At 38.5% G+C, this 12,881-nt stretch carries 13 protein-coding genes and 1 other annotated feature; of the genes, 3 read left to right on the top strand and 10 right to left on the bottom strand.

From position 1 onward, the window contains the following. Positions 1-94: 94 nt before the first annotated feature. The 6 genes from RWN13_RS14755 to RWN13_RS14780 all read right to left on the bottom strand — a co-directional run bounded on the left by RWN13_RS14755 (position 95) and on the right by RWN13_RS14780 (position 5,250). Entirely contained in the window at positions 95-436 is a 342-nt protein-coding gene (locus RWN13_RS14755; protein ID WP_314065289.1) for a rhodanese-like domain-containing protein, read from the bottom strand. Positions 437-523: 87 nt separating this feature from the next. Then, on the bottom strand, positions 524-1,708 hold the full coding sequence (locus tag RWN13_RS14760) for an ROK family glucokinase (RefSeq protein WP_314065186.1): 1,185 nt from the start codon (positions 1,706-1,708) through the stop codon (positions 524-526). A gap of 234 nt (positions 1,709-1,942) precedes the next feature. After that, on the bottom strand, positions 1,943-3,118 hold the full coding sequence (locus RWN13_RS14765; RefSeq protein ID WP_314065189.1) for a cation:proton antiporter: 1,176 nt from the start codon (positions 3,116-3,118) through the stop codon (positions 1,943-1,945). Between the two features lie 49 nt (positions 3,119-3,167). Then, positions 3,168-3,216: a sequence feature (sodium ion sensor (DUF1646 type); this cis-regulatory element may regulate processes involved in with the transportation of sodium ions), on the bottom strand. 152 nt (positions 3,217-3,368) lie between these two features. Next, on the bottom strand, positions 3,369-4,118 hold the full coding sequence (locus RWN13_RS14770) for a rhomboid family intramembrane serine protease (protein ID WP_314065192.1): 750 nt from the start codon (positions 4,116-4,118) through the stop codon (positions 3,369-3,371). A gap of 48 nt (positions 4,119-4,166) precedes the next feature. After that, on the bottom strand, positions 4,167-4,706 hold the full coding sequence (locus tag RWN13_RS14775; RefSeq protein ID WP_314065195.1) for a 5-formyltetrahydrofolate cyclo-ligase: 540 nt from the start codon (positions 4,704-4,706) through the stop codon (positions 4,167-4,169). 361 nt (positions 4,707-5,067) lie between these two features. Then, entirely contained in the window at positions 5,068-5,250 is a 183-nt protein-coding gene (locus RWN13_RS14780; protein ID WP_314065197.1) for a hypothetical protein, read from the bottom strand. A gap of 546 nt (positions 5,251-5,796) precedes the next feature. Here RWN13_RS14780 and RWN13_RS14785 point away from each other — a divergent pair. From RWN13_RS14785 to RWN13_RS14795, 3 genes are all read left to right on the top strand, one after another. After that, complete coding sequence (locus tag RWN13_RS14785) at positions 5,797-5,955, top strand: hypothetical protein (protein ID WP_314065200.1); 159 nt, start codon at positions 5,797-5,799, stop codon at positions 5,953-5,955. Positions 5,956-6,262: 307 nt separating this feature from the next. Next, the gene (locus RWN13_RS14790; protein ID WP_314065203.1) at positions 6,263-6,457 is read left to right on the top strand and encodes a hypothetical protein; all 195 of its coding nucleotides are present in this window, start codon (positions 6,263-6,265) and stop codon (positions 6,455-6,457) included. Between the two features lie 94 nt (positions 6,458-6,551). Beyond that, the gene (locus RWN13_RS14795) at positions 6,552-6,971 is read left to right on the top strand and encodes a hypothetical protein (RefSeq protein ID WP_314065205.1); all 420 of its coding nucleotides are present in this window, start codon (positions 6,552-6,554) and stop codon (positions 6,969-6,971) included. A gap of 492 nt (positions 6,972-7,463) precedes the next feature. On the opposite strand, the gene RWN13_RS14800 is transcribed toward RWN13_RS14795, so the two are convergent. The 4 genes from RWN13_RS14800 to thrS form a co-directional block, all read right to left on the bottom strand. Further along, positions 7,464-7,598 (bottom strand): hypothetical protein, encoded by a 135-nt coding sequence (locus tag RWN13_RS14800; protein WP_314065208.1) that lies wholly within the window; start codon positions 7,596-7,598, stop codon positions 7,464-7,466. A 404-nt stretch (positions 7,599-8,002) separates the two neighbouring features. Then, a complete protein-coding gene (gene rpmG / locus RWN13_RS14805) occupies positions 8,003-8,152 on the bottom strand; it encodes a 50S ribosomal protein L33 (protein WP_023606847.1) in 150 nt (49 codons plus the stop codon). A 226-nt stretch (positions 8,153-8,378) separates the two neighbouring features. Beyond that, positions 8,379-10,505, bottom strand: coding sequence for a penicillin-binding transpeptidase domain-containing protein (locus RWN13_RS14810; protein WP_314065211.1), 2,127 nt, complete (start codon positions 10,503-10,505; stop codon positions 8,379-8,381). Between the two features lie 204 nt (positions 10,506-10,709). Beyond that, positions 10,710-12,650, bottom strand: coding sequence for a threonine--tRNA ligase (thrS, locus tag RWN13_RS14815; RefSeq protein ID WP_314065290.1), 1,941 nt, complete (start codon positions 12,648-12,650; stop codon positions 10,710-10,712). Positions 12,651-12,881 lie beyond the last annotated feature (231 nt).

The following is a 12,881-nucleotide window of genomic DNA, read 5'->3' on the forward strand; positions in this document are numbered from 1 at the left end:
CTCTTTGATGTCTTTAGTATAACATTAATTGGGTAACGGTTACATTATTAAGCAAAAAGACACCTACTTTGATCGAAGTAGGTGTCTTTTCTAATTATTTTTTCTTGATTTTACCTGTCCAGTTGTTGTAGCCGCCTTTTAAGATGTACACATCTGTGTAGCCGTTTTTGCGCAAAATATTAGCAGAACGGATACTTAGGGTCTTCTTTTGGTCATACAAAAAGATCGGCAAATCTTTTCTTAAGGAGCTGTGTGCCTGTTTAAAGGTTGAATAAGGAATGCTGCGAGCCCCTAAAATATGACCGGCATTAAAGACATCTTTTTCTCGCACGTCAATGATTTGACCTTTGCGCATGATTTCTCTAAATTCTTCTTCGGTAATTGTTTTGGCGGATTTTTTCGCCATTAGACGTAGGTATATTTCATTTCCCGCCATCCATAATAAGATGGCACCTAAAATAATGTTAATAATTAAAAATGGGCTAATAGTCACTGCTTTGCTTCCTCTCTAATAAAAACTGTATTACTTAAACTGTAATGCTAATGAGCTAGCACCGATTACGCCGGCTTCATTTCCTAACTGAGCTAATTTGAGCTTAGTACTTTCTCTCACTTGAGGGAAGGTAAATTGGTCAAAGTAAGTTTGAATACGGCTTCTTAAGAATTCTCCTGCCGCAGACACACCTCCACCAATGACAATGTCAGTTGGGTTAAGCATATTACCGATATTACCACATGCCAGCCCTAAATAAAAGGCAACTTTATCAACGACTAATAACGCAAAATCATCGCCAGCTTCCGCCAACTCAAAAACTGATTTACTGGTCACGTCCTGACCGTCGTCAATCATGTATTTTAATTTAGAATCCCCTGAATATTCTTCTGACATGGTTCGCGCTAAGCGGACAACCCCTGTGGCACTAGCAACTGTTTCCAGACAGCCTTTTTTCCCACAAGTACAATCAAAACCATCAATTGGTTCCACCGTAATATGACCGATTTCACCAGCGGCACCCACAGCTCCATGGAGTAAATTGCCTTCAGCAATAATCCCGCCACCAACACCAGTTCCTAGTGTAATAAAGGTTACTTCTGGGCTATTTTCACCTGCCCCTTTCCATTTTTCACCTAAAGCAGCCACATTGGCATCGTTGTCGATTGCAAAGGGAATGCCTAGTTCTGATTCAATTGGCTTTTTAATTTCTTGGAGTGTCTTCCAATTTAAATTATACGCGCCAATCACAGTCCCAGCCTCACGGTCCACCGTTCCCGGTGTCCCCATACCAATTCCGATAAAGTCTTCCGCTTTCATGTTATACAAGTCTAAGCGATGACGAATGGATTTAATAATATCAGGAACAATCAAGGTTCCTTCTTGACCAATATTCGTTTCAATACTCCACTTTTGTTGTACTTCCCCTTCAACTGTTAAAATCGCAAACTTAACAGTCGTACCACCTAGATCAATGCCGATTAATTTGCCGTCCACAACAACATCCTCCTTATTCTTCTCACGCCTTACTTCAATTTCGTGTTCGCGTGTTAAAATCATTTTAATTTGTTGATACGTTTTTAACTCCAAGATACCAGCCTGATACAAGCTGTCAATTTCAATGCCAATCATTTCAATATCCCATAAACGCTTGCCCAAGTAGACAATCGTTCCGTAGGATTTTAACAGCTGCTGGACATCGTAAAGTGTTTCCATTTATAGACACTTCCTTATCTCAATTACCTCACTGCCTGCCTTTAGTGTAGACCACCTGTGAAAGTTGCTCACAAAAAAAGAGCCTACAGGAAAAAGTAAGCTAGTGTTTATTATACCTAATACCTAGGAGCTTTGGCAATGGTTAACCAGAAGAATTGCTAGAATTGGTCCTTATTTCAGCAAATTGACCTAAAAAAACAGCCATGACTGTCTCGTCACGGCTGCTTCTGTCATTTAGGCTTTTTTTGCTTCTGGACTACGCTCAATGAAGAACTTAATTAATAAAGGTGAGATCAAGGTGGAAATAATGATAGCCACCACAATCGCTGAATAAATACTACCTGTAATCAAATTCATTCCTCGGCCAAGCTGGACAATGATTAAAGCCATTTCCCCTCGCGAAACCATCCCGGCGCCCACAATCCATGAGCGATTGGCATCGATTTTGGAAAGTCGACCACTGATGTAACCACCAACTAATTTTGACACGACGGCTGCAATCGATAAAAGGATGATAAAGAATGCATGCTCTTTGAAAGCCGAAAACTGAATATCCAAGCCGATTGACACGAAGAAAATCGGAATAAATAAGGAATACCCAATGGTAGAGACACGACTTTCTACCGTGTGTTTTGATTGGTGTGAAGACAGTAGTAAGCCCATAAAGAAGGCCCCGATAACATCGCTCATGCCTAATGTTTCAGATAATAAGGCAAATGCAAAACAGAGGACCAGAGCGATGGCTACTTCTCCTTCAGTCGCTACAAGTTTTTTGGCAAAAGTCATAAAGGGATTTAATAAAAACTTAGCAAACAGATAAAGAATGAAGAAGAAGAGAATCTTGGTTCCTAATAAATCCCAGAACAACTGACCACTAAAGGTGAAGGCCCCTTCCAAATTAACGATGGTTGAAAAGATACTGACTATCAAAACCACCACAATATCATCAACTACGGCTGCTCCTAGGATAATCGAGCCTTCTTCCGTATCCAATCGGCGATATTCTTTCAGCACTTGAACGGAAATACTGACGGAAGTGGCACTAAAGACAATGCCTAAGAAAACCGCACTCATGGTTGATAAATCAAACATGGCTCCCACAAGACCGCAGAGAATCAGAGGAAATAAAATTCCCAAAATAGCCACGGAAACAGATGGTTTTAAATATTTTTTTAATAGATTAAAATCACTTTCCAAACCAGCCAGAAACATTAATAAGACGACGCCGATTTGTGAAAATACGTGTAGTACATCAGAAGGATGGACCAAATTAAGTAAGGCTGGTCCTACTAAAATCCCGACTAACAGTTCGCCGATAACGGCAGGAATACCAATTCTGTTGCACAGATGACTGGCAACTTTGGTTCCTAAAAGAATCACGATAATCGCGATAACTATTTCTTCAAACATGGTAAACTCCCCTTTCAATACACAAAAATAGACAGTCCGACTTTCAGTTTTCTTCCCGCCCTTTGAAGAAAAAACCTTGAAAGCATCGCTGCCCAACCGAAACACGTATTTATTTTTCAAACACTTATCTAGTATGCCATGAATTTGGAAAAATATCAAAAATTTTGCACATTTTTTCTAATATATTTTACATTTCACACAAAAAAGACCTTTAATACTTCCTGTCTCAGGTAAGCATTAAAGGTATAGATTAAAATCCTAGTACTTCTCTAAAGCCATACAGTAAGCAAAAGACGATAAAGAAAGCAAACATCAACCCAAAGCGAATGCGTCGGTGTACATCATGAGAGCTCGACTCGTATTGGGTTCCTTTTAGAGCTGGTATTGCAATCACAAACCCAAGGAGAAAACCACCAACTGCTCCACCAACATGTCCTAAGATATCAATGCCACTACTGAACAAATTCATGATCAGGTTAAGGACGATCAAGGTTAACATGCGTTGAGACATAAACTGAATCATTGGGTGATGAGGATAAACCCGACCGAGAGCCACAAAAATCCCAAATAAACCAAAAAGCGAGGTGCTAGCGCCGGCAGAGATGGCATTGGCATTGCCAAAAGCAAAACTTAAGACATTTCCCGCCACACCTGTTAGTAGATACACCGCCAAAAATCGCCAGTGTCCCAACATGGCTTCTAATTGCGTCCCTATAAAATAGAGAGTCAGTGAATTGACAATGAGATGCATAAAGCCGATATGTACAAATATGGGCGTGATAAAGCGCCAGTATTCATGAGCGTATGTGACGTACCCTTTCAACATGGCCCCGTGAGAGACTAAAATTTCACCATTTAGGGAGCCGTCAATCCCCAATCCGCGACTCATTCCCGTCAAGGTCATGGAAAGAAAGACGATTATTTGAATTCCCAGTAATCCCCAGACCATCAGCGGCATATTTTTAATTCGTTTTAATTTCATTTCTGTTTGGTAATCCATTCAATTCTCCTAACATTTCTTAACTTGATTTAGTTATCTTACAATTTATTATGCCATAAACAGGGTCCCAACAGGTTGATCCAAAGTTTCTGGTTTCCATTCCTGATTGAGCTGTTCTTGAAAAACAAGACTGCAAGTCTGACCAGTATAATCGGCTAGGTAACGGTCGTAATAGCCACCACCGAAACCAACTCGATACCCGTCTAAACGAAAGGCCACCCCAGGAACAATCAGTAAATCAAGTTGATTCCCTTTCATTATATCATTAGTCAGAGGTTCTCTGACCCCAAAGTTACTTTCTTCATAAATTGTTCCAGAAGTAATCTTAATAAAATCCATTTTGCGTTGGGGAGCCGTTTTGGGAACTGCAGTTATTTTCCCTTCTTGCCACGCTCTCTCGATAATCTTCTGGGTCGAAAATTCCAAGCCCATACTTAGGGTAAGGCCGACACTTGTGGCATTTTGCCAAAGAGTCGATTCAAATAACTGGCTTAAAACGGCCCTCTCCTGTTGCTTTTTCCGTGGGATATCAAGCCCTAGTTTTCTTAGCTTGGCCAAGGTTTCTTGACGAACGGTTGCTTTATTCATGAAACACCTACTTTCAGCTTGCTCTGCTAGGTTATCCTCCTGCCGATTAGAGGAGACACCTGTCGCGATTAATACTCTGATTATCCACTATAAAAATGAAAAAAACAACAGGAACCTCCTGCGGCTTATCTGATTCTGTTTGGCGAAGGACAAGTTCAGCGGGCAAGACGTAAAAATTAGCTAACCCAAAACTAACACTACTGGCCATCCACCACAGATAAAATGAATGACGGAGAATAAGAAATTCCAGCTTATAGCCATCCATTAGTTGACGAGTCAGATTGATTGCGCTGCTGACAGATAAATTTGGTTCTTTTCCAATAAGTAGTTCGTCCTGGCACATGAAGCCGACTTAACAATGTCAGGAATCGTAAATACCAATGACCAAAAAAATGTAGGTAGTCATTAGAACTCTTGGCAAATCAGGGCTAGGATAACCTAAAATCGCCAACTTCCAATATTTCTTTAGCTTAAAACTAAACCCATTTATTTCTCCCAGCAAGTCCCCGACAATCCATCTACTCGAAAAATCCGAAACCTCCATTGATCACTCCTTTCGATTACCCGTCCATCTAATCAACATCTATTAACATCAAGTTCAATTACCTTGCAATATTATTAACTTAGAGCAAGACGAGATTAAGTTTACCAGTCACTCAAGAAAGAACAATCGATATTTCGAATAAGAAGTAATGATAAGTCTTTACAATAAAACAAAACATCCAATCTTTGAAGCGTTAATGAACCAAACATATAAACAGGTATCTCCTCCCATCACTTGCTCTTTTGAGTGAGAAGTTTTTCTTACATGAGAGATTAAATACTTGCTTATTTTTTCTGTTCGAGAAAAATTTGTAACACTTGGTAAAACTGACCCTTACTTAAACCTATCACTTCATTTTGTTGTTTGGCTGAATATTCGACTATAGCTGCACTGGTTTCATAGCTTGTAAAATCTGATTTTGAAGATTAGTCATAACTTTCACTCTATACTATCCGTGAGATTAATGGCTACTTCCTAGGTACCATATATTCCTACCTTATTTTGTGATACGATTATGTAACTAAGAATTGAAAGTGAGGAATTACAATGAATAATGATAATAAAACAGATGGCATTGCACTCGGACTTATTTTTGGTGTAACTTTTGGTATCATTTTCAAAAACTTAGCACTTGGAATCGGATTAGGGCTCGCTATGGGCGGCGGGATGGATATGGTCAAAACTAAGAAAAATAAACGAAAATAGTTTTGTTAGGTCCCTTAGCATTAGGCGACTTTTTTATCATAAAGGTTAACCCATCTAGCAGAACCGTTACTATACGATTCTGTTTATTTGCTATCTTTTTTAGATACGCATTGAAACTATAAAAGCACACACTTCCAATTTTTAATATTCATTGTTTCAGCTATTTCTTTAGCTTTCCCTGCAAACAACTAATTATCACCTTTGTACACCGCATATCCTTTGGCCATCATTTTAACTCTTTGTTAATTTTCTTGGTTATACAAACTGTGTTGTCATTAATTTATAATATAGAAATGGAGCTACATACATGAGTACATCTTTAATCTTAATTATCGCAGTTGGACTCTTTACACTTTCGCCATCTATTTTGATGATTATTTCATCCATAAAAAAAAAACGAGTGAAAGGTTTAATCATTGGAATTGTATTTTTAATTCCTCTCGGCATAGCAGCTTATATCCTAATGATATTAACAGCCTTATCAACGTATGATTTTAGCTAAGTTATTATTATTTCAGGTAATAAAACTATTACCTGATTCATAAGTCGTTTACTTGTCATTAAACGTATGTTATTATTTTGCAGGAGGTGTTTTTATGGACAATAAAGGTAATGTATTATTTAAATCAAAAACTGATAGTTTAAAAAATGGGATTGTTTTTCTATTGCTTGGTATTTTAATGATAGTTGGTTCTAATTTTATTTACGCAAAAATTATGCTCGTAATCTTTGGATTAATTTTTTTATTAATTGGCTTATATTTACTTATTTTCAAGAGGGCTGACAACGTCATTATTTATGAAAATGGAATTGTTCTTTCTAAAAAGAACCAAGTAATTGATAAAAAAGAGATCAAATCGATATCATATAAAAAGGTCAAAGCTAAAGGTTCTCCTGTTCCATCTTTTTACGCCGTTCTGTTATTAAATAATCAGTCAGAACAACTTATAAATATTGCTTTTAATTCAGTTATTAATAAAGATTTTGAAAAAACAATTAAATCATATTTAGATTAAAACCGTTTAATCGGTTTTTTTTTTTGATAAAAATAATTGTCATTATTTTAAGTAATACCTACTAAAGTAAGGCTTTAGTCTAATTTTTTTTCTAATACTCCCTTTATAATTAATTCATACAACATGGAGGGAGTTCTTATCATGCACCCATGAATTTGGATCGTTATAGGTTATGCTACAGTTGCAATTGTTGGAACATCAATCAGTAACGGTAAGTTTAAGAAATAATTCTTAGACTTTTTTATTTCAATAGCTAAAACCAATTAACTTTCATACGTTCCAATAACATTTAATAAGCCAGTCTTAAGATTTTCAGCAAGGTTCCCAACATCAACTACTTCCATAGGGCTTGCATCGTGGAATTTTATGTTGATTACACCGTCTAGCACACTCCCCAACAATCTGACTTTCAATTTCTTCAAAGTTTTCAACAATCCAATTGCTTAAATCTTCTTTTGGCGATAGTACGGGCTCTTCTGTTTGTTCAATCATTTATAGCCCGTCTACCACAATTTGAGTATGATTTACGTCTTCGTAAACTTTTCCGTGACGGATAATAGATAAATCTTTAACTACTTCTAATACTTCACCTTCACTGGATCCGTTGATTATTATTGCTTTTCCCATCCTTGTTCACCTCTTCTTATTCTTAAACCGATTAATCACTTAGCGATTTCAATACTTCCTCATACTGCTTAACTATTGTTTCGTCAACGTCAGAATTCTTGGGGCTGCCTGAACAAAATGAATCCCTTCTTAATGAAATCAGCTCATGAATAAAAACGATGTGTATCAATGAACGTCACACATTGCAGACACCTGCGGCTTACATAGAATTGGCTGTCATGGATATAGACATGACCATGAATATGTCATGTCACTGACAATGTGAAGGAAGAAACGGCCTAAAAATTCGCTAAATATGTTAATTTTCAATTTTCCGTACTCAAAGCCGTGTTCACTGGTAAAAACGCAAAAAAAAGAGCTAGATTCCTTTTCATAAAAGGCTTCTAGCTTGATGTTACTAATGATTATTTTGTTTCACGGTGAAGCGTTACTTTACGCTCACGTGGACAATATTTTTTAACTTCCAAACGATCTGGATTGTTACGTTTGTTTTTGTTAGATAAATAGTTACGCTCTTTACACTCTGTACATTCTAAAGTAATATGAACTCGCATGATATTCCCTCCAAACATTTCAAGACTATGAGTGCTCTCACTCACCTAAAATATCATATCATTTTTTTTAGCCAATTACTAGCCTTTTAAGCAAATTTGTTAAGTAGAACTACTTTACAGCCAGAGCCGTTTTAAAATTAACTGTAACTAGCTTATTTTGGTCCTATTCCTTCTATAACAAAAGAAGCTTATGAACATATGACATAAGCTTCTTCTGCTTTTTTTACTATTTTTCGTAAAAGTCGTAGTAAGCGTCTAGTATTTCCGCCGTAATACTTGTATTAGTATGATCTTTATCATCCTTAATACGAGGTAAAATGATGGTAACAGCGACTTTCGGATCATCGTAAGGGGCATAAGCCACCATGGTACTGTTAACTAATGGAATTGGATTATTAGGATCTGCTGGATTTGTTTCACTCACCTCGGCTGTTCCTGTTTTACCAGCTGCCACATACTTGGTTGCTGGCATGCTAGCAGCTGTTCCTCCCCCATTAATAACCTGATACATCCCTGTTTGAATAATGTCAAGCTGATCTGGTGTCCCAACGGATGATAAAGCTTTAGGGGTTATTTTTTGTTCCAAATCACCTAAACCACCATTCTCGTCATTGCCATAAATACCATCAACCACATGGGGAGCAACTTTCACACCATCGTTCGCAATCGTCGAAATATACTGTGCTACTTGCATAGGTGTGTACGCATCGAAGTTTCCGTAAGATAAATCAAGTAAGTTACCCATTCTGCCTGCTACTTCAGTGCCGTCAGGCTTATAATTCTGTTTAGAGACAAAACCAGAGCTTTCACCTGGTAAATCGATGCCAGTATAGGTTCCTAACCCAAAATTTTCATACGTAGTCCGTAAAGTATCAAAAACTTCTGGATGCCAACCTAAGGTCATGTTTGGTACGTAGGTTTCACCCATTAAAGCAAACGCAATTTTCATCATATACACGTTGGATGACTCACGTAAAGCATCAATGGCTGTCATGGATCGTGGTCCGTACGTAAAGACCGATTTTTTAATCGGGTCTCCTTGAAGTTGAATAATTTCATCCGTTAAGGAATCATTCCCCGAGATCACACCATTATCATAACCGGCCATGATTGTTGCTCCTTTAATCGAAGACCCTGGCGTAAAGACGTTATTTATTGTGCCTAAGGTGTCATCCGACAGCTCACCGGTCTCCTGATCACGTTTAAGACCAACCATGGCATTCACTTCACCAGTTTTAGGGTTATTGACGACAGCGTATACGCCTTCTGAATACTGAGCTTTGCCATTGCCTTGCAGAACGCTATAGTGTCTTCGCAAAATTTCTTCCACTTTTTTCTGGAATTCCATGTCAATGGTTAACTTGATATTTTTGCCTTTTTCACCTTCATACGTTTTTTTCTCAGATTCAATTTCATTGGTTTCTTTATTCACGACAACCTCTGATTGAGACTTGGTGCCCCGAAGTACTTGCTCATATTCTTTTTCCAGATAACTTAAGCCAACCCGATCATTACGGGCGTATCCTTTGGCAAGGTATTTTTCACTTTCTTCTTCTGGTAATCCGGTTTTTTCAGAAGACACTATGCCTAAAATACTGCTCATAAAGTCGCCTTTCGGGTATTCACGTTCCCAGTCCATTCCCGTTGAAATCCCTGGAATATCCGTTGTGTGTTCGCCTATAATGGCAATTTCTTCAGTAGTAACATTTTTATTTTTGATATAGACAGGTGTCATGGCGTAAGCCCCGTTGATTTTTTTAAAAACCGTGGCAGCTTTTAAGGTTGCTTCATCAAAGGCGATTTCTTCATCTGTCACTTTATCCACAGTATTGCTGTAGACTTGCGACGTCGATAACTTCGTATCTTTCTCTTTATCGGATAAACGAGACTGGGCTTCTTTTAAGTTCCCTTCATCTGCCAGCCAATAATCCTTTTTATCCCGAGGCGTTAATTCTTCTGGTTCAATGGCGATCAATTCCACAATTTGTTTTGACACAGCCAACATTTCCTGAGATTTCATGGTTTGTTTTTTTGTGTAGATAATCGCTTGGTTCGCTTGATTGCCGACTAGGACTTCCCCTTTAGCATCGTAAATCATTCCTCGGGGGGCATTTCCCTGTACCACTGATTTTTGCGACCATTCTATCTTTGCCTCAAAAAAAGCACCGTTGGCGATTTGTAAATAAGCCAACTGCACGAGTAGCGCCACAAATAATGCAAACACAATAAAGAAAAGAAAATTCAAGCGAAAGGGAATATGAGACTTGCGGCTCCCCTCTTTATTAGTCGTCTTTTTTAACAATTTATTATTTATTTGAAATGATTTCTTTTGGGTATCTTTCATGGGTTTCATTTTTCCTTCCAATCAGGTGACTCACCTTATTTAGCATCTCCTATTTTACCTAAAAAGGACGCCAATAAAAAGCCCAATCACAAAAACTTAGGACAATTTAAAGAAAAGTTAGACACTTCTTAGAAGTATCTCATTTATTTAGAGGAATGGCAATCGAAAAAGAAGCAAACAATCAAATATGCTTGCTTCTTTCCATAAAAACGACTATCCTTGGCGACTGAAATTATTGACTTCAGCTACAACACTATCAACAAACATGGACGCTGACATAGAGTTCGTTTCTTTACTGCCATAGCGACGAATATTCACTTCGCCACCCTCAACTTCTTTGTCCCCTACAACGACTTGGTACGGGATTTTTTGCGTTTGAGATCCACGAATTTTATAGCCCATCTTCTCATTGCGCTCGTCCACTTCAAAACGCAACCCTTGCTTGGTTAATTGTTCCTTGATTTCATAAGCATAGTCCATGTGGTGATCATTGCTGACTGGAATGATGGTTCCTTGAACTGGTGCTAACCAAGTTGGGAAAGCCCCTTTGTGAACTTCTGTTAAGTGAGCCACGAAACGTTCCATAGTAGAAACAATTCCTCTGTGAATCACAACTGGTCGGTGAGTATTTTCACCGTCATCCCCTACATAAGTTAAATCAAAACGTTCTGGCAAGAGGAAGTCTAATTGAATCGTCGATAAAGTCTCTTCGATCCCCATAGCAGTCTTGACTTGAACATCAAGTTTTGGTCCGTAAAAGGCTGCTTCACCTTCCGCTTCAAAATACTCCAAGCCCATTTCATCAACAGCTTCTTTAAGCATTAGTTGCGCTTTTTCCCACATTGCATCATCATCAAAATACTTTTCAGTATTTTCAGGATCACGGTAGCTTAGTCGGAACTTATAATCAGTGATATTAAAGTCTTTGTAAACCGCGATCATCAGCTCAAGTGTCCGTTGGAATTCATCCTTGATTTGATCTGGACGAACAAAAGTATGCCCATCGTTGAGTGTCATTTCACGCACTCGTTGTAACCCAGATAACGCCCCACTCTTTTCGTAGCGATGCATCATGCCCAGTTCAGCAATTCGAATCGGCAATTCGCGGTAACTATGGATGTCATTTTTGTAAACCATCATATGATGAGGACAGTTCATCGGACGCAGAACGAGCATTTCACCGTCTCCCATATCCATTGGTGGAAACATGTCTTCATGGTAATGGTCCCAATGACCAGATGTTTTATAAAAATCAACATTAGCCATAATAGGTGTGTAAACGTGTTGATAACCTAAACTAAGTTCTTTATCGACAATGTAACGCTCGATTGTTCGGCGAATAGTGGCACCATTTGGCAACCAGAATGGCAAGCCTGAACCGACATCTGAATTTGTCATAAAGATGCCTAATTCTTTTCCTAGTTTACGGTGATCTCGCTCTTTCATTTCTTCACGGAATTTTAAAAATTCTTGCAAGGCTTTTTTATCAAAGAAGGCCGTTCCGTATACACGTTGCATCATTTGATTATCTGAATTCCCCCGCCAATAGGCACCAGCGACTGATAACAGCTTAAAGACTTGAATCCGGCCAGTTGACGGTACGTGAACTCCACGACATAAATCGACAAAATCACCTTGATCATACACTGTAATCTCTTCGTCAGCAGGCAAATCTGTGATTAACTCAACTTTATACGGGTCTTCTTTAAATAACTCCAAGGCTTCCTCTTTTGAGACCACCTTGCGAACAATTGGGTTATTTTCTTTAACGATTTTCATCATCTCAGCTTCAATTTTCGGCAAGTCTTCTTCTGAAATTGGGTGTTCACCATTATCTGTGTCGTAATAAAAACCAGTATCAATCGCTGGTCCAACCCCAAAGTGTATGTTCGGATAAAGACGACGGACAGCATTTGCCATTAAATGTGCCGACGAGTGGCGTAAAATTTGCAAGGCATCTTCGTGGTCTGGTGTCACGATCTCAATCTCCCCATCAAACTCTAGGGGGCGAACTAAATCAACTAGTTCTCCGTTGTATTTACCTGCCAAGGCTTTTTTAGCTAAACTTTTACTAATACTTCCGGCGATGTCGAAAGTTGTTGCGCCTTTAGGAAACTCTTTTTTTGCGCCATCTGGAAATGTAACATGAATCATTGACATAAAACTTCCTCCTCTTTTTTAGATAATTAACTATTAGCGGGTGACGGAAAACAAAAAACGCCCTAACGCTCTGCATGGCAAAGCGTTAGGACGATGAATTCGTGGTTCCACCTAACTTCAGAATAAGTCCTTTTCAGGAGTATTCTCTCACTACGTGATAACGGTACGACCGACTTAGTTTCAAACTAAATTCTCGAAAGTGGTCAATTATTAAGCTTGCCTAGG

The organism is uncultured Vagococcus sp., from assembly GCF_963518325.1.
Taxonomy (GTDB): Bacteria; Bacillota; Bacilli; order Lactobacillales; family Vagococcaceae; genus Vagococcus_D.

Coding starts and splice junctions, on each gene's coding strand:
- RWN13_RS14775 (WP_314065195.1), bottom strand. CDS start 4,706: ATGAATAAAGCAACCGTTCGTCAAGAAACCTTGGCCAAGCTAAGAAAA.
- RWN13_RS14760 (WP_314065186.1), bottom strand. CDS start 1,708: ATGGAAACACTTTACGATGTCCAGCAGCTGTTAAAATCCTACGGAACG.
- RWN13_RS14765 (WP_314065189.1), bottom strand. CDS start 3,118: ATGTTTGAAGAAATAGTTATCGCGATTATCGTGATTCTTTTAGGAACC.
- RWN13_RS14810 (WP_314065211.1), bottom strand. CDS start 10,505: ATGAAACCCATGAAAGATACCCAAAAGAAATCATTTCAAATAAATAAT.
- RWN13_RS14795 (WP_314065205.1), top strand. CDS start 6,552: ATGGACAATAAAGGTAATGTATTATTTAAATCAAAAACTGATAGTTTA.
- RWN13_RS14770 (WP_314065192.1), bottom strand. CDS start 4,118: ATGGATTACCAAACAGAAATGAAATTAAAACGAATTAAAAATATGCCG.
- RWN13_RS14785 (WP_314065200.1), top strand. CDS start 5,797: ATGAATAATGATAATAAAACAGATGGCATTGCACTCGGACTTATTTTT.
- RWN13_RS14755 (WP_314065289.1), bottom strand. CDS start 436: ATGGCGGGAAATGAAATATACCTACGTCTAATGGCGAAAAAATCCGCC.
- RWN13_RS14780 (WP_314065197.1), bottom strand. CDS start 5,250: ATGGAGGTTTCGGATTTTTCGAGTAGATGGATTGTCGGGGACTTGCTG.
- RWN13_RS14790 (WP_314065203.1), top strand. CDS start 6,263: ATGAGTACATCTTTAATCTTAATTATCGCAGTTGGACTCTTTACACTT.
- RWN13_RS14800 (WP_314065208.1), bottom strand. CDS start 7,598: ATGGGAAAAGCAATAATAATCAACGGATCCAGTGAAGGTGAAGTATTA.
- thrS (WP_314065290.1), bottom strand. CDS start 12,650: ATGATTCATGTTACATTTCCAGATGGCGCAAAAAAAGAGTTTCCTAAA.
- rpmG (WP_023606847.1), bottom strand. CDS start 8,152: ATGCGAGTTCATATTACTTTAGAATGTACAGAGTGTAAAGAGCGTAAC.